Source organism: Paenibacillus sp. 7516, assembly GCF_002272715.1.
GTDB lineage: Bacteria > Bacillota > Bacilli > Paenibacillales > Paenibacillaceae > Paenibacillus > Paenibacillus illinoisensis_A.
Genome location: NZ_NPBI01000009.1, coordinates 212,292 through 230,267, shown reverse-complemented (window position 1 = coordinate 230,267; position 17,976 = coordinate 212,292). Strand labels below are relative to the sequence as shown.

Sequence of the window (17,976 nt, the reverse complement as noted above, 5' to 3'; positions counted from 1 at the left end):
ATTCAGGATAGGTGATCCCGGGAAGGAAAAACAAGGCATGAAGGCAAATTCGCAAGATCAGAGAAAAGTGATTTGGGTCGCACTAGGCGGCTTATTATGTTTCCTCGCAAGTCAATGGTATCGTTCCTCTACAAGCTCTGATCTAATCATATCCGGGTACCCTGTGCTGACGCTACTTGGCGGATTCGTTGCAGCTGCAGCCTGTATCGGTATTTACAACCAAAGCTGGTTGTTCCAGACCCAAAAGTTAACCCTGCGCAGAATCATGATTACAACGCTCTTTTTATTGATTGGCCTGTTTGAATTAGTTCATATCGTTTCATATGCGGAAGAGATGCCGAGTGGTGCGATGTTGGAATCGGAGTTTTCACTCAAAATGATGACGCTGGGCTCCGTGGCCTGTGCAGTGGGTTTATTGCTTATTTATGCAGTGAGAGAAAAAGAAATTGCGTTACCGCGTAAATTTTTACTATTTAGCGGAACGCTGGGTACGTTTGTCCTGTTGTACACAGCGGGTGTTCAGGAATGGAGCTGGCTGCCCAAATTAACTCAGCAAGAAGTGTTAAGCGAAACGTTTATGAAAGTTCACTTCTTGGTCGGTCTTCTTTACGGGATCACCGCATTTGTGTTGTTTTTGAAGTGGAAGAAGGGTAAAGAAGGGGACTTGCCTTCTATTCTGTGTGGAGCCCTGTGCTTCTTCTACGGAGAGTGCTACTTGATTTCTGCAACGCAGATCAGCGACTTGAATCTGTTATTTGCATTGTGGATGAATTGTCTGGGATATTTCTTTGTACAAAAAGGACTCTATACAACGGTAGTGGATACCCCGTTTCTGAAGCAGCAGGCTGCTGAAGCCAAAATGAACTATATTGCTCATCATGACGATGTAACGGGTCTGCCAAATCGCCGCCGCCTTTCCCAGAGACTCCAAAGATTGATGGATGAAGCAGTGAAACAGGACGAGCTCGTCGGCGTACTCGTATTGAATATCAACCGGTTCAAAACGATTAACGACTCCCTCGGTCAGCAGGCTGCTAACCGTGTTCTTCGTCAAGTGGGGCAGCGTCTGAAGCAATCGTCTCTCCCTGGCGAAGAAGTGTATGGTCTTGGCCGGGACGAGTTCGTGGTCACGATGACGGACTTCTGGAATACAGAAAATGCTCTGCGCCGAACAAGATCGATTTTACAGCTGTTTGAAAAGCCGGTTATGGTTGATGGCAACGACTATCATATAACGCTTGGAATTGGCATGGCCATATATCCCCATGACGGGGGATCACCCGAGGAAATCATTCAAAATGCGGATACTGCGCTTCATAACGCCAAGGAACAGGGGATCGAATTGAACCGGTATGCTCATGCAATGCAGATGAAGGCACAGGAACGACTGCAGCTGGAGAATGATCTGCGCAAAGCGCTGGATCGAGGTCAGTTTTATCTTGTATACCAACCACAGATCAATATTGCAAGTGGTTTAATCGTTGGTATGGAGGCTCTGGTACGCTGGCAGCATCCACAGCGCGGCGCAATTTCTCCTGCAGAGTTTATCCCACTAGCAGAAGAGAGCGGGTTAATTGTACCGCTGGGCGAGTGGGTGCTTCGGGAGGCATGTGCGCAGAACAAGCAATGGCAGGAAGCTGGATACCGCAAACTTTGTGTGTCTGTTAATCTCTCGATGAGACAGTTCAGACATTCCCATCTGCTGGATAACATTAACGGCATACTGAGGGAAACAGGATTGGAGCCGGATTGGCTGGAACTGGAGATTACCGAAAGTATGACATTTGACAAAGATCGTGCGTTTGAACAACTTCGCAAAATTAAAGAGATTGGTGTGCAAATCAGTATTGATGATTTTGGAACAGGATACAGTTCGCTGCATTACCTGAAGGATCTGCCGATTGATCGGCTCAAAATTGACCGTTCATTCGTTAACGAAGTCATGGAGGATCGCAATAATGCAGCGATCGTCTCCACCATTACGTCCATGGCTCATCATCTGCAATTGAAGGTGACAGCCGAAGGAGTGGAGAACGAGTCACAGCTGGTGTTCCTTCGGGATCAGCACTGCCATGAAGCGCAGGGATACTTTTTCAGTAAACCCATTGTGGCGGCTGATTTTGAAAAACGGTTTTTACGTGATGTGGATAAACCTACAGGATAGCCATCAGACAGGAGCGGGAATCGCTTCTGTCTTTTTCGTTTGTCACCCAAAAGGAAAAAATGGGAATTAAAAGTTGCAAGGACCGGATGAACATGTTATATTAGTTTTTGTAAAAACCGTGTTAAGATTCTTAGGAACTTAACGGGACGTAGCTCAGCTTGGTAGAGCACCTGGTTTGGGACCAGGGGGTCGCATGTTCAAATCGTGTCGTCCCGATCGTCAATTGTGCGGGTGTAGTTCAATGGTAGAACTCCAGCCTTCCAAGCTGGTAGCGTGGGTTCGATTCCCATCACCCGCTTAACTTATTAAGAAACCCTCTTGTTAATCACAAGAGGGTTTTCTTTTTGTGCTCAAATTAATTAAAGCGCAGTAATTCTTGCATTCATTCAAAGCTTTGCAATTCCCCCAACTTCTGGTACAATAACGGAGAAATTGATACTATACATGAATGAGAGGTAACCACACGTCCCATGAAGTAAGACACATGAATTGAACCCCAGTAACTGCAGAAGATGTATGACGCAGTCAGCCGAAGCGGCTGAGCAATGAGGGGATTCGTGTGTCCAAATTCAGCTATGGGATCAGGTGTGTGTGCTAGCCGAGTATTGTGGCTTGTGTACCCTTCTTGGGTGTTTATTTGTCATACCTGGGTGTACCTTGTGCTTGTTTTTTGACGCTTTATGCAAACCTGAATTGCCAGACCGCCGGCGGATGCCAGCGGTTTTTTTGTTCAGGAAATGATATCTAAGGTTTCCTGCGGCCGAGGCAGCTCTGCGTGATCGAGATTAACGATATCATCTCGAAGAAGCTCGGGATGAATTTGATTTTTAACGCAGGAAGGATGAAGTCTTATGATGACATTGGTACGCCTACATGAAGTATCGAAAGAATGGAACGGGATGGAATTGTTTGCAGGATTAAATCTGGAAATTAACGAAGGTGAGCGGCTTGCGATTCTCGGTCGCAATGGATGCGGCAAAACCACATTGTTACGCATCATTTTAGGGGAAGAGGAGGGAGGCGGACATATTGAGCGCCACATCCCGCAGAAGGAGTGGGGATTCATGCGTCAACGCTCTCTAATTGACCCCGGTATGAAGGTACTGGATGCAGTACGGAAGGAAAGTGGCCGGATCTATGAAGTGAAATGTGAGTTGGAAGAACTGGAACGGCGTATGGGCATGAGTGGGAGTGAAGATGAGCAGCGGCTGCTTGAAGCCTATACCGTAGCCATGGAGCAATATGAGCAGCTGAACGGCTACATGTGGGAGACCGAGGTGGAAAAGGTGTTAACCCGTCTGGGTTTAAGCTCGGAGCACTGGAACAGATCCTATCATTCCTTGAGTGGTGGACAAAAAACCAAGGCAAGGCTGGCAGGACTGCTGATCAGCAAACCCAAATTTCTTATACTGGATGAACCGACGAATCATCTGGATGAGGATAGCATGCGCTGGCTCGAAGAGTGGCTATCCAATTACACCGGCACGCTGCTCTTTGTTTCGCATGACCGGACCTTTATTGATCAGGTAGCAACAGGTGTCATTGAGTTTAGTCCGCAAGCGCTGACCAAATATAAAGGCGGTTATTCTGACTACAAAGTTCATAAGGAGAGGGAACGGCGAGAACAGGAAACCCTATACCGCAAACAGGAACTGGAGCGCAAAGCGCTTGAAGAGACCATTCGCAATTATCAGCAGTGGTTCCATAAGGCCCACAATTCAGCAACGGACGTGGAGGTTAAGATCACTCAGAGCTTTTACAAAGCCAAAGCCAACAAAAACATTTCGCGTTACCATGCAAAACAGAAACAGTTGGAACGGCTGGAGAATGAGCGGGTAGAGAAACCTCGTGATGCAGCCAAGCTAAACATGGAATTGCAAGTTGACACGTTAGCGGCACGCCAGCTGCTTGAAATGAGAGACGTCAGCTTCGCATATCCGGGGGGACATCCGTTATTTCACAATCTGGGAATTGCCGTCGGCCGAGGGGACCGGCTTGCCGTACGTGGACCGAATGGTACGGGGAAAACGACCCTGCTGAAGCTGATGATTGGTGAACTTGAACCAGAGCAGGGGGTGGTGAGAAGGCATCCACAGCTGAAGATCGGTTACTTTTCTCAAGAGCTTGAGGGACTTCCCGAGAATCAGACTCTGCTGGACAGCTTGCTCAGTCTTCCATCCATGACTCAGAGTGCTGCCCGAACCATTCTGGGATGTTTTCTTTTTACCAGAGAGGATGTATTCAAGCGCATCGGGAACCTGAGTATGGGAGAGAAATGCAGGGTTGCGTTTTTGAGATTATACTTTGGCGGTGCGAACTTGCTGGTTCTGGATGAGCCGACAAACTATCTGGATATTGATACCCAGGAAGTGATGGAGAATGTGTTAAAACAGGCTTCTGGCGCTCTGGTCCTTGTGTCTCATGACCGAATGCTGACCAAAATGCTGGCAAATCGCTTGCTTGATCTGGATCCAGGAGGGAAGTTTGCGGTATTTGAAGAAGGAGTTCTGGATTGGGAACAGTCGAGAAAGCTCCGAGATTCTTCACTTGGCCAACGGGAATCGGATGATGAACGATTACGCCTGGAAATGCGACTGTCCGAACTGCTATCTCCCTTGAGCGATGCGGGCATAGATATCCTAGCCCATCCGGAAGCTGCTGAAGAACGAGCTGCGAAAGCCACTGAGATCCGTGACATTCAAGAGCGGTTAATCCAGCTTAAGCGGAAGGATGTGAGCAAAAATTAGATGCTTGACTGGCTTGCTATTTCGATTGAATTTGCATATAATAATGAACGATCATCGATAAATACGTCGATATAGGTTTGACTCATTAACAAACGTGATGATGGAGACAAGTAAGCAGTGCCTCTGGACAGGGAGGAAGCGCCGTAGATTGAGAGCGTTTCTGTAGAACAAGGCTGCCGAAATTCACTCCGAAGCGGTTCCCTGAACTTGACTTGGCAGCAATTGCTGAGGCTCAGCAGTAGGGGCAAACGGTTAACGGTCGTTATTCCGTACAGAGTGAGACAGACGTGTTGCAGGCCGGAAGGGCCAGTCAGCACCGGATGTCTAACAAGGGTGGTACCACGGTCTTTTCGTCCCTTTTGGGGAGAAAAGGCCTTTTTTTGTTGCAATAACACCACATAAAGGGGGCAATTACACATGAAAGAACGTTTAGAAGCATTGAAGATTGAAGCGCTGGAACAATTGTCTGGCGTGAACGATCCGCAGACGCTTGGTGATCTGCGTGTGAAGTATTTGGGGAAAAAGGGTGCATTGACCGAAATTTTGCGTGGCATGGGTGCACTTAGTGCAGAGGAACGTCCCGTAATCGGGCAAGTGGCCAACGATGTTCGCGGTGCCATTGAGGAAGTCATCGACAGCAAGCAGGAGCAGTTCCAGAAGGAAGAGACGGCGAAGCGTCTTCAGTCCGAGACCATTGATGTTACCCTGCCAGGACGTCGTGGACGTCAAGGCGGTCTGCATCCGCTAACCAAAGTGGTACAGGAAATCGAAGATATTTTCATCGGCATGGGATATCGCGTAGCGGAAGGTCCTGAGGTGGAAATGGATTACTACAACTTTGAAGCACTGAACCTGCCGAAGAATCACCCGGCGCGCGATATGCAGGATTCCTTCTATGTAACAGAAGACCTGTTGATGCGTACCCATACGTCTCCCGTTCAAGTACGTACCATGCAAAGCATGAAAGGGGAAGTACCTGTCAAAGTCATTTGCCCGGGTAAAGTATACCGCCGTGATGATGACGATGCTACGCATTCCTTCCAGTTCAATCAGGTTGAAGGTTTGGTCATCAGCGAAAATATTCGCATGAGCGACTTGAAGGGTACACTGCTGCAATTTGTGCGTGAAATGTTCGGTGCTCACACTGAAATTCGTCTGCGTCCAAGCTTCTTCCCGTTCACCGAGCCAAGTGCTGAAGTGGATGTAACCTGTGTACAATGCGGCGGCAGCGGCTGCCGAGTATGTAAACAAACCGGATGGCTTGAAATTCTGGGCGGCGGAATGGTTCATCCGAAGGTGCTGGAAATGGGTGGATATGATCCGGAGAAGTACAGTGGTTTCGCCTTTGGTATGGGGGTAGAACGTATCGCGATGCTGAAGTACGGTATCGATGACATTCGTCATTTCTATAACAGTGATATGGCATTCCTGAAGCAATTCGGACGGCTGTAAACTTTACGATAAGCAAGCGCTAAAGGCAAGTTAGTTAAACCAATTTATAGATTAAGGAAGTGAACGTCCATGAGAGTATCGACAGATTGGCTGTCTGATTATATTGCCCTTGAAGGTGTGACGCCACAGGAACTGGCAGAGAAAATTACACGTGCAGGGATCGAAATCGATGTAGTGGAGAACCGCAACCAGGGCGTAAACAAAGTGGTTGTCGGGTATGTGAAGAGCAAGGAGAAGCACCCGGATGCGGACAAATTGAACGTATGCATCATTGACGCCGGTCAGGAAGAGGATCTTCAGATCGTATGTGGTGCGAAAAATGTGGATGCGGGTCAAAAGGTAGCTGTAGCCCTGGTTGGAGCAAAGCTCCCTGGCGGTTTGGATATCAAAAAAGCCAAGCTGCGCGGCGTCGTTTCACTTGGCATGATCTGCTCTGCAAAAGAGCTCGGCATGAACGACAAGCTGCTTCCTAAAGATCAGCAGGAAGGCATTCTTGTCCTGCCGGAGCAAACGGAAATCGGCACACCAATCAGCCAGGTGCTTGGTCTGGACGATCATGTGCTTGAACTGGACCTGACACCAAACCGTTCCGACTGCTTGAGCATGCGCGGTGCAGCTTATGAGGTTGGCGCCATTCTGGGTCGTGAAGTGAAGCTGCCTAATCCGAAAGAACAGCTGGTTGAAGCCCGCGATGCTGCTGCCGATCATATCTCGGTGGAAATCACGGCGCAGGAACAATGCAGTCACTATGCTGCACGTTATGTAACAGGAATCAAACTAGGGCCTTCTCCGCTCTGGATGCAAAACCGTCTGATGGCGGCTGGTGTTCGTCCAATTAACAATATCGTGGATATCACGAACTATGTCATGCTGGAGTACGGTCAACCGCTGCACGCCTTTGATGCAGATAAACTGGATAAAGGTCATATTGAAGTACGCATGGCTAAGGAAGGCGAAACGATCGTGACTCTGGATGGTCAGGAGCGTAAGCTGGAACCGCATATGCTGCTGATTACCGATGGCGTGAAACCGGTAGCCATTGCGGGTGTAATGGGTGGCGAGAATTCCGAGGTATCGGAAGGAACAGTCAATCTGCTGCTCGAGTCCGCCAAGTTCGACGGCGGAACGGTTCGGAAAACGTCGCGCCAATTGGGGCTGCGTTCCGAAGCTAGCATGCGTTTTGAGAAGGAAGTTGACCCGGGGGCTGTTATCACGGCATTGGACCGTGCGGCTGAATTGATTCAGCGCTATGCTGAAGGCCAAGTACACGAGGGAATTGTGGAAGCTGGAGCCGAGGTGGCAGAGAAGGTTGTTATCCAGCTGTCACTCGACAGACTGAACCGTTATCTGGGAACCGACCTTTCACTGCTTGAGGTGAAAACCATTTTTGCTCGTCTGCACTTTGCATGCGGCGATGCTGAACAAGGATTGCTTGATGTGGAAGTACCAACGCGCAGAGGCGATATTACTCGCGACGTAGATCTCTTTGAAGAAATTGCCCGTTTGTATGGATACGACAACATTCCAACCACATTGATTGAAGGACCGACAACACCAGGAGCTTACACACGCTCACAGGCAATGCGCCGTACCATTCGTGGACTGCTCGCAGGCAGCGGGTGGCAGGAAATGATCAGCTACTCCTTTGTACATCCGGATAAAGCGTCCTTGTTCCCCGCATTGACTGAAGGAAGCAAGGCTGTGAAGCTGGCTATGCCTATGAGTGAGGATCGCAGCGTGCTTCGCACAAGCGTTCTGCCGCAAATGCTGGATGCAGCAGTGTACAACATGAACCGGAAGCAGGATTCACTTGCTGTATTCGAAGTGGGCAGCGTGTTCTTCACTGAAGAAGAAAAGCTGACGAAGCAGCCGTATGAAATTCCGGTCCTGAGCTTGCTGCTTACAGGTAACCGTGCCGCTCAGCAGTGGAATGTAGGGGTAGAAAAAGTGGACTTCTTCGATCTGAAAGGTGCGCTTGAGAACCTGTTCTCCTATGTTGGATTGGAACAACGCATTCGTCTTGTTGCAAACAGTCCGGAAGGGTTCCATCCAGGACGTTCTGCCTCCGTGTATTTGGAAGGGAAGGACGGCGGTGAAGGTAAATTGATCGGTACCATGGGTCAATTGCATCCTGAACTTCAACAACAATATGATCTGAACGATGTGTATATCGCAGAGATTGCTCTTGAGGCAATCTATAGTGAAGCAGACGTGGATATCCGTTACCGCGAGCTTCCGCGTTTCCCGGCTGTTGAACGCGATATTGCCGTAGTCGTAAGTAAAGACATTGAAGCAGGAGCCATGCTCAGCTCGATTCGTGAGGCTGCAGGCGAGCTGCTGCAAACAGTACAGGTATTCGATGTGTTCACAGGCAGCAAACTGGGTGAAGACAAGAAGAGTGTGGCGATGGCGCTTGTGTATCGCAACCGCGAGCGTACGCTGACGGACGAGGAAATCACCGAGGTTCATGCTCGTGTGGTTGCCCGGCTGGAGGAGCAATTCGGAGCAGAATTGCGCAAATAGAACAGAAGCCAATTTTTTGAACAACAATTAGCAGGAATTGCTTGAAGTCACATCGAATCCTTAGCATTAGAGGATCGATGTGACTTTTTTGTCATTACAGCTTAGAATCAACATACAGACTTGAAGGAGGGCACAACTGTGACTACACCTGATCGTACACGCGTCACCGTAGAGATCTACGGGACTTCCTATAAACTGGTTGGCAGCAGTGCCGACTATATGAAACAAGTAGCTAATCTGGTGGATGAGCGCATGAGCGCTATTTCCAAGAACCATTCCCGTCTGGATACCCCGCGCATTGCGGTACTGGCGGCTGTACATATGGCTGAGCAGTCTCTTCAGACCCAGGAGATCCGTAATGAACTGAAAATGCTGACTGGTGAACGGACAGAACTTCGAAATGAATTGAACAGGCTGAATGCAATTCAAAGTGAACATCAGAAGGAGCTGGAGCGTCGTGACCAGGCGCTGGCTGAAGCGACCAAGCAGAAGACTGAGGCAGAGCAGGCCATGGCGAAGCTGCAATCCGAGAAGAAGGATGAAGTAAACAAGCTGCAATCATTGCTTGAACAGGAACGAAGTCAGGCTGCAGCCCGTGAACAAAAGTTGCAGTCACAAACTGCTGCGCAGCTGAAGGAAGCCGAAGAGAAGATGAAATTGCGCCTGAAAGAAGCCGAAGAGAAGGCGGCCAACCAGCTTAAGCAGGCTCAGGCCCAGGCAGCTGCGGAGCTCAAGGAAGTACAAGCACGGGCTGCAGCCGAATTGCAGCAGAGCCAGGTGAAGGCAGCAGGACAATACAAGGAACTGCAGGATAAAACAGCAGCCCAGATTAAGGAAGCGGAGAGTCGTGCTGTCGCAGAACGCCAGAGAATCGAGGCAAAGGCGGCACAGCAGGTGCAGGCAGCCAAAGAAGAAGCTGAGGCTGCGATTTTGTCCGAATTGGAACAGGCTGAGAGTCAATTGAAGAAGGTTCAGGAAGAGGCTGAGCTTCAATACCGTGAACTTCAATCCCAAACGGATCAGCGCTTGCAAGAGGCGAAGCAGCAGGCAGCCGAGCAATTAAGAGTCCAGCTTGGCAAGGTCCAGGAAGAGCAGGCATCACAGCTCCAACAAGCGAAAGAGGAACACTTAACAGAGATCGAAAAGCTAAAAGCTGATTTCCACGAATCTTCAGAGCAGGCCGAATTGGAATGGATGGAAAAAGAAGCAGCCTATGAGGAGCAATTGCAACAAGTAAAAGCCGAGGCAGCTTCTCAGTTCACAGAAGCCGCAGCTAATGCTGAGGCCAAACTGCAGGAAGAGCGCGGGAAACTGCTGATGCAGCTGGAAAACGAGCGCACACAAGCCGAGGGTCGTGTAGTTGAAATTGAGAACCAGCTAGAGGCTGTACACAAGCAGCTTGAGGCGGTACAGGAATTGGCCGCTGATCAGGAACAGCAGCTCCAGCAGGAACGCGCTGAGCAGGAGGCATTGCGGAAGGAGCAAGCGCAGCGCAAACAGGATCAGGAAGTTCAGGCTCGGCGCATAACGGAACTTGAACAGCAGTTGGGGCAGCTCAAGGAAGACAGTACCCAGCTCCAGGAGCAGCTGCGTGAAACGGAAATTGCTTTGCAAAAGTCTCGTGAAACGGAGCAGGAATGGAAACGACAATACAACGAGACGGTGGAGAGAGAAACTTCCCTTGCAGCACAGCTTCGGAAAGTACAGGAGCAGCATGGACTGCTTGAAAAAGATATTCAGAAGCTTCGTGAAGCCGAAGAGAAGTCCGAGAATGAACAACGCAGATTGCAGAAAGTTCTGGAGCAGGCTCATGCTGCCGTACGAACACTGCAAAATGAAATCAGCACGCTTACCGAAAGTGAAAAATCATGGAAAGACCTGGCCGAACAGCGCCTAGTCGAAATGGGAGAGCTGGAGACTCAGGTGCTTGAGGCAGCAGAACAGAATGAAACATTGGAGTCTGGTGTACAGTCCCTTCATGATGAATTAACCGTAGTTAAGGAAGAAGCTCGCGGGTACAGAGAAGAAGCGAATCGCTATAACGAGCAGGCAAGTCGTGTGCAGCAGGAGCGCGAACAGCTTGAAGAGGAGCTGAACCGAATCCGTGAAGAACTAAACCAACTTCAGGAATCCTATAAACAAATCCGCAACGATTATGGGGATGCATTGCAGCGGGAGGAAAATCACACGCGCAAGCTTGCTGAACTGGATCAGGAAAAGCAGGCACTGGAACAAGCAATTGCAACATCCGGCGAGCATGCTGCCAAGCTAACTGAGCAAATCGCAGAACAAAGAAACCTGCTTGCACAGACAGAGGAAGAAGCACTTGAATGGCAGATTAAGCATGAAGAATTGTCTGCAAAACAGGCAGAGCTTATATCACAACTGGATGAGTTAAAGGAGCGGGAAACCCGGTTACTCTCTCGTGTGGAACAAGCCGAGCAGCAGGACCAGGTTTGGCAGCGTCGTGCAGATGAATGGGCCGTACAGGAGCAATCCTGGCAGGAACGCTGGAACCTGCTTGAGAATGAATTGAATGCCTGGCAGAAGGAAAGTGCCGCCAGTGTTGAAAAGGTAGAGGCGCTAGAACAGGAGCGTGAGCAGCTTGATAAGCTCCGTAACGAAGCTATAGAAGAGAAACAAACGATGGAAAATGAACTGCTGGAGATTGGTGAGCGCTACGAACTTGCTGCGAATCAGCTTCGACTGCTGCAGGTTGAACGCGAAATGGAGCAGGAGAAGGCAGAGCAGTTGAACATGGAATATCGCCAGCTGCGGGATGAATATACGAAGTTGCAGACGGAATATAACGAATGGATCGAATTGATTGAACAGGATCAGACCTAAGGGCATCAGATCATAACTTAAATCATGGGCATCGTACGATTGTACAATTTGTTATAATACAGAAAGAGCTCCCGTCGTTACGGGGGCTCATTGTCTTGTGACTTATTCTTCGACAATAATTTTGGAGATCATGCTGCTATGTCCACTTCCACAGAACACGGAGCAGGACATCTCGAATTCTCCAACCTTGTCAGGGGTAATAACTTTAGAGTTGTTTCTGGTGTCCAGCTGAAGATTCAGCTCCGGAACGAGAATGCCATGATTACCATTGACGTTTTCGTAAACAATGTTAACGGGGACCCCTTTTTTAAGATGGTATTCCGGTTGATCAAATTCATAGTTGCTCGCTTTAATGACAAGTTCCTCGCTAGCGGTTACGCCTGCATCGGATTCACCGCTGCTGTCCGAACCTGCTGATTGTTTGCTTGCTCCGCAAGCGGCGAGAACCAGGATTAACATGCAGGCTGCAAGCCAAGCCATAGTCTTTTTCATTATGAGCCTCCTTAAGCATGATATAGATGAAATTTTAATCATTTCTCAAGTCATCATACCGCAAAATGGTAAGGCCTGTACATGAAGGCTATGTCGTTTTTTTGAAGATTAGCCAGTAAGATTTTCTCTCTAATCTTGAGGAATGGCTGAGAGGTTATGGAAATGAAAAAACCTCATCTGGCATATGGCCATCAGAGGTTGAAGGAAGAATCGCAGGTGCTATGCAGTTGCATTAGTTAGATGCTTCTTAGTTGTTATTCTTGGAGCTTCGTCCTGCTTCAAAAGGTGTGGATACCGGAATGAACAAATCGATAATCCCAATCACCAACGCAGCAAGAATAGCGCCAAGCAAACTAACTTCGACATGGTCAACAATATATTGACCAAGCCAGATCACCAATGCACTGACAATGAAGCCGACGATTCCGCGGCCAAAAGGAGTGACCCTTTTGCCAAAGACGCCTTCAATGATCCAGCCGAGCAGTGCAATAACCAGAGCGAGCAGCAGAGCGCTCCAGAAACCACCTACAGCAAATCCGGGAACGATCCAGCTGACAACCATCAATACGATTGCAGCGATGATAAAACGTACGACATGTCCCAAGAAGTTCAACGTGTTTACCTCCTTTAAGTTCAGATCGGATTATGCATACGGAACCATCACACATGAAGAGGTTGCAAAATCCTGACACCTGTAGTTTGCGGCATGATGTCAAAACTTATGTGTGGAAGGATTCGTTAAATAGCGCAGTAAAGTTTCTTTCGTTATAATACAGATATAGTTTGGAAGGAGTTGTACACTTGGACACGAAAATTTTACACACACTGGAATACCGCAAAATTTTAAATACATTGCAAAGCTATGCCCAAACAACCATGGGTAAGAAGAAAGCGGAACAACTGGAACCCATCAGTGAATTGGAAGAAGTAAAGCGGTTGCTCCAGCAAACCGATGAAGCCTTCACTTTTGATCGTCTGAAAGGGTCGCCTTCTTTTGGAGGCATTGTGGACATCACGGCATCCGTCAAACGGGCCGAAATTGGAGGAACCCTGAATCCGCATGAACTTCTCGGGATTTCCAATACAACCTTGGCTGCTCGCCGCTTGAAACGCCAGATTGCCGCTCTTCACGAAGATGAGAAGATTGAGTCCCTGTTCTTTATCAGCGATCAGTTGTCAGAGCAAAAAGCACTGGAAGACGCGATTCGCGTTTGTATTGATGACAATGCAGAAGTGGCGGATAGTGCCAGTGTAACTTTGGCCCAAATACGTCGTGAACTTCGCGGGGGAGAAGCCAGAATCCGTGAGAAACTGGACTCCATGATCCGTTCCTCAACCGTATCGAAAATGCTTCAGGACCAGCTGATCACCATTCGCGGAGACCGATTTGTCATCCCGGTAAAAGCGGAATATCGCTCTTACTTCGGCGGGATCGTACACGATCAATCCGGTTCAGGAGCCACGCTGTTTATCGAACCAGAGTCCATTGTAGCGATGAACAATAAATTGCGCGAGACCCGAATTCGGGAAGAACGCGAAATTGAAGTGATTTTGCAGAAATTGACAGCCCTTGTCAGTGAGCAGGGTGAGTGGCTGTTGTATGATGTCGATTTGCTGGGCTCCCTGGACTTTATCTTCGCCAAAGCACGGCATGCCCGTGAATTAAAAGCCACCTTGCCGCGCATGAATGATCGTGGGTTTATTAAGCTCAAAAAAGGGCGTCACCCGCTGATTGCGATTGAAAATGTGGTGCCGACCGACATTGAACTGGGCAATGACTATACATCCATTATTGTGACAGGGCCGAATACGGGTGGTAAAACCGTAACACTCAAAACCATTGGATTACTAAGCCTCATGGCGATGTCCGGCTTGTTTGTTCCTGCTGAAGATGGTAGTCAGCTCTGTGTATTTGACGCAATTTATGCCGATATTGGGGACGAGCAGAGCATTGAGCAAAATCTAAGTACGTTCTCCAGCCATATGACGAACATTATTCGAATTCTAAAAAATATGACTACCAAAAGTCTGGTGCTCCTTGATGAGCTTGGTGCCGGAACGGATCCTGCCGAAGGATCGGCACTGGCAATCTCCATTCTGGAACATATGCATCAAACAGGATGCCGCATGGTAGCGACAACACACTACAGTGAGCTGAAAGCTTATGCTTATGAACGCAAAGGTGTCATTAACGCCAGCATGGAGTTTGATGTGAATACGCTAAGCCCGACCTACCGTTTACTGGTCGGTGTTCCGGGACGAAGCAACGCGTTTGCGATCGCTGAGCGCCTTGGTTTGCCAGGATACATTCTCGATTATGCTCGTGGCGAAGTGAAGGAAGAGGATCAGCGTGTGGAACACATGATTGCTTCCCTGGAAGAAAACCGGCTTACAGCCGAGCAGGAACGGGAGAATGCGGAGCGTCTCCGTCAGGATATGGAGAGATTGCGGAGCCGTCACCAGTCCGAGCTCGAGAAGCTGGAACAGCAGCGTGAACGCCGGATTGAAAAAGCAGAGGAAGATGCTCGTAACATCGTGGACAAGGCGAGAGCCGAAGCAGAGAAAATTATTGCGGACCTGCGTCAGCTTGCGATGGAGGAAGGCGCATCCGTGAAAGAACATAAGCTGATTGCGGCCCGCAAACAGCTGGATGAAGCTGAGCCGGAGAGACGCAAAAAGACAGTGAAGCGAACTGGATCAGCACCAAAAACCCGGGCGATCGGCCCAGGGGATGAAGTGCATGTGTACAGCTTGAACCAAAAAGGGCATGTCGTGGAATTATCGGGAACCAAAGAAGCAGTAGTACAGCTGGGGATTATGAAAATGAAAGTATCCCTGGATGATCTGGAACTGAAGCAATCTGCGCCAGAAGCTAAGCCTAAGCAGAAACCGGTCACTGCCATGAAGCGTACACGTGATGACAACGTGAAGAGCGAACTGGATCTGCGAGGAACCAATCTGGAGGAAGCATTGATGGAGACGGACCGTTTTATCGATGAAGCCTTCCTGGCGAATCTGGGTCAGATCTATATTATTCACGGTAAAGGGACGGGAATTTTGCGTTCCGGTATTCAGGATTATCTGCGTAAGCATAAACATATTAAAAGTTACCGGCTGGGCAATTACGGAGAAGGCGGAAACGGCGTAACCGTTGCAGAATTGGAATAGCCGGACCTTGAAACAACGGTGTTCCACTGCGTGGTGAGAGGGGCAGTGGAACAGGGAAGGGGAACAGTGAGTGAAAGGGACGATTGACCAATTGCTGTCTCATCCCTTGGGGATGGTACTCGGTTTTTTCTCAGTAGCCATAATGGAGCTGCTTGTGTTTCTGGCTTGTTTTGAACTTGTAACCAAATATAAATGTTGGGATGAGATCAAGAAAGGCAATCTGGCTGTTGCCATGGCAACGGGAGGCAAGATCTTCGGGATCTGTAATGTGCTTCGATTCTGCATACAGGCCAAGTCTTCTGTCTATGAAGCCATGACATGGTCGTTTGTAGGCTTTGCTCTACTGCTTATTGCTTACTTTCTGTTTGAGTTTCTGACACCGGTATTCTCCATTGACAAGGAAATTGAGCGGGATAACCGGGCAGTGGGATTGATATCGATGATTATTTCTGTCTCGTTGTCATTTGTCATCGGCGCGAGCATCATGTAGGGGGACCTGGCATGAAGATATTGATACGAATTTTGTTTGCGGCTTCCATTGTGTTTTTTGCTATCGGTGTCATATACGTCATGAACACCTGACAATAAGATTGTATAAAAGAAAGGTTGATTCAATTGGAAACAACAGTATGTCCGTGGTGTCACACCGAGATTGTATGGGATGAGGAATTGGGCCCTGAAGAAGAGTGTCCCTATTGTCACAATGAACTGAAGGGTTACCGTACGCTGAACATCAACATTGGAGAAGAAGAGGATGAGGATGAAGTCAGCGATATTTACGATGTAGATGATGCTCAGGACAGCGATCAAACCACTGACCTCGCGGCATTGTGGGGAGATGAAGTGGAACTGAAATTGCCTGAACTGCGAACACTAACCAAATACGCGGACGATGGCAATGATCTGATCCTATATGAAGAAGGCGTGGAGAAACAGCTGGATCTGCAGGAAGAAGTACCGGAATGTCCACATTGCCGTGAATTCATGATTCTCGCAGGTACACAAACGTCCACGAAGGACACATTCACTCCTGTAGCTAACGCGGTTTCAAGAACGGATTCCCTGCTGGATGCGCCATTTACAGTACAAATGTATGTCTGCTCCGGCTGTTTCCAAGTTCAATATAGTTTGTCTGAAGATGATCGTCTGCGCCTGATTCAAAATCTGAGCGCCAAGAAGTAATTTCCACGCCATTAAAATGAAATATTCCTGAGATTCGTCATGTTTTTCCTCTGCTTGGGGTACGTTAACTCTGAGACTTGCCGCGAAGCGCTGACTTCAAGCGGAATAAGGAGGGAGCAGATGAAGATATCTCTGGGCCGACAATCCATTCTGCTTCTGGGCGTGAATGGATTGTTTGTGTTAGCCGGGGCTTTGTCGGGGACGTTTCTAAATGTATATCTATGGAAGAGTCGTCCGGACTATGCGATGCTGGGATGGTTTACAGTAAGTCAACAGCTGGCACTCGGATTGACATTCTGGTTAGCCGGTAAATGGGTCAAGGAACATAATAAAATGAGTGCACTGCGTCTAGGCACAGCATTGTCTGGCATTTTTTATATGCTTGTTCTTTGGGCTGGACCAAGAGCGGTGGATTGGATATGGCCACTCGGCATATTGCTCGGATGTGCTCTGGGTCTGTTCTGGATTGCTTTTAATGTGGTGTACTTTGAAGTTACAGACCGGGAGAACCGGGACCTGTTCAATGGATGGGTCGGGTTGTTGGGCTCCATGACAGGAATCATTGGTCCCTGGTTCTCAGGATTGATTATCTCGAAAATGGCGGATAATTCGGGTTATCGGCTCATTTTTACCGTGTCACTTGTGATATACGTGATTGCTGTTGTCTTCAGCTTTTTTTTGAAAAAGAGAAAAGTAAGCGGCACCTACCGCTGGTCGGAACCCTGGCAGCAATTATCAAGATCAGGCAGCGAGTGGAGACCGTTGGGGCTAGGATTGGCTGCCCAAGGTGTAAGAGAGGGCGTATTCGCCTTTCTAATTGCATTGCTCGTTTATGTAGCCACGGAACAGGAGTACAAACTGGGTCAATTCTCATTAATTACATCCGCTGTAGCTTTGGTCAGTTATTGGATGGCGGGCAAGTGGTTCAAACCGCATTATAGATCGAAAGGTATGTTGACGGGGGCAATTATATTATTTCTCGTTCTTCTGCCTCTCATCTGGAAGGTAAGCTATGGCACGCTTTTGATTATGGGGGTTGGCTCAGCGGTGGCCATGCCGTTATACATGCTTCCCATGATTGCGGCAGGATTCGACTTGATGGGCATGAGCGGCGAAAATGTGGAGAAAAGGGTTGAACTTGTCGTTTTAAGGGAGCTCTGTCTGATGACAGGCCGCCTAGCTGGTCTTGCCGTGTTTATCATTATTGTAATGAATGGCCCTTCACTTCGTACGTTAACCTGGCTCATCGTGGTTTTAGGAGCTTTCCCATTAGTTGGCTGGGTTTTTATGCGTAAAATGCTAGTAGGGTCGGAGCAGGGTAAGCCAGCGTCCTGATCCGTTTGGTCACAACCAAAAAAAGGTGCAGATTCAGGAAGCCATTCCTGATCTGTACCTTTTTCT

General features: G+C 48.5%; 11 protein-coding genes and 2 tRNA genes. 11 read left to right on the top strand and 2 right to left on the bottom strand.

Features of this window, described 5'->3' with window-relative positions:
* Positions 1 to 37: 37 nt before the first annotated feature.
* The 7 genes from CHI14_RS10150 (at position 38) to CHI14_RS10120 (ending at position 11,733) form a co-directional block, all read left to right on the top strand.
* Positions 38 to 2,164, top strand: a complete 2,127-nt coding sequence (locus tag CHI14_RS10150) for a bifunctional diguanylate cyclase/phosphodiesterase (protein ID WP_095288317.1) — start codon at positions 38 to 40, stop codon at positions 2,162 to 2,164.
* 142 nt (positions 2,165 to 2,306) lie between these two features.
* Positions 2,307 to 2,380, top strand: a tRNA-Pro gene (locus CHI14_RS10145).
* Between the two features lie 11 nt (positions 2,381 to 2,391).
* Positions 2,392 to 2,462: transfer RNA gene (locus CHI14_RS10140), tRNA-Gly, on the top strand.
* 553 nt (positions 2,463 to 3,015) lie between these two features.
* Positions 3,016 to 4,911 carry a ribosomal protection-like ABC-F family protein gene (abc-f, locus tag CHI14_RS10135; RefSeq protein WP_095288316.1) on the top strand — a complete coding sequence of 632 codons (1,896 nt, stop codon included), beginning with the start codon at positions 3,016 to 3,018 and terminating at the stop codon, positions 4,909 to 4,911.
* 417 nt (positions 4,912 to 5,328) lie between these two features.
* Positions 5,329 to 6,363, top strand: coding sequence for a phenylalanine--tRNA ligase subunit alpha (gene pheS / locus CHI14_RS10130; RefSeq protein WP_095288315.1), 1,035 nt, complete (start codon positions 5,329 to 5,331; stop codon positions 6,361 to 6,363).
* Positions 6,364 to 6,432: 69 nt separating this feature from the next.
* Positions 6,433 to 8,886: a phenylalanine--tRNA ligase subunit beta gene (gene pheT, locus CHI14_RS10125; RefSeq protein WP_095288314.1), complete on the top strand. Its 2,454-nt coding sequence runs from the start codon at positions 6,433 to 6,435 to the stop codon at positions 8,884 to 8,886.
* Between the two features lie 138 nt (positions 8,887 to 9,024).
* The gene (locus CHI14_RS10120; protein ID WP_095288313.1) at positions 9,025 to 11,733 is read left to right on the top strand and encodes a hypothetical protein; all 2,709 of its coding nucleotides are present in this window, start codon (positions 9,025 to 9,027) and stop codon (positions 11,731 to 11,733) included.
* A 102-nt stretch (positions 11,734 to 11,835) separates the two neighbouring features.
* Here the strand turns inward: CHI14_RS10120 and CHI14_RS10115 are convergent, their stop codons facing one another.
* Together CHI14_RS10115 and CHI14_RS10110 are read right to left on the bottom strand one after the other, a co-directional pair.
* On the bottom strand, positions 11,836 to 12,225 hold the full coding sequence (locus CHI14_RS10115; RefSeq protein WP_095288312.1) for a cupredoxin domain-containing protein: 390 nt from the start codon (positions 12,223 to 12,225) through the stop codon (positions 11,836 to 11,838).
* Between the two features lie 247 nt (positions 12,226 to 12,472).
* A complete protein-coding gene (locus tag CHI14_RS10110; protein ID WP_095288311.1) occupies positions 12,473 to 12,838 on the bottom strand; it encodes a phage holin family protein in 366 nt (121 codons plus the stop codon).
* 188 nt (positions 12,839 to 13,026) lie between these two features.
* Here CHI14_RS10110 and CHI14_RS10105 point away from each other — a divergent pair, with 188 nt between their 5' ends.
* The 4 genes from CHI14_RS10105 (at position 13,027) to CHI14_RS10090 (ending at position 17,910) form a co-directional block, all read left to right on the top strand.
* Entirely contained in the window at positions 13,027 to 15,393 is a 2,367-nt protein-coding gene (locus CHI14_RS10105) for an endonuclease MutS2 (protein WP_095288310.1), read from the top strand.
* A gap of 70 nt (positions 15,394 to 15,463) precedes the next feature.
* A complete protein-coding gene (locus CHI14_RS10100) occupies positions 15,464 to 15,883 on the top strand; it encodes a DUF350 domain-containing protein (protein ID WP_249281056.1) in 420 nt (139 codons plus the stop codon).
* Between the two features lie 125 nt (positions 15,884 to 16,008).
* Entirely contained in the window at positions 16,009 to 16,575 is a 567-nt protein-coding gene (locus CHI14_RS10095; RefSeq protein WP_095288309.1) for a hypothetical protein, read from the top strand.
* A gap of 120 nt (positions 16,576 to 16,695) precedes the next feature.
* Positions 16,696 to 17,910: an MFS transporter gene (locus tag CHI14_RS10090; RefSeq protein WP_095288308.1), complete on the top strand. Its 1,215-nt coding sequence runs from the start codon at positions 16,696 to 16,698 to the stop codon at positions 17,908 to 17,910.
* The last annotated feature ends 66 nt before the right edge of the window (positions 17,911 to 17,976 follow it).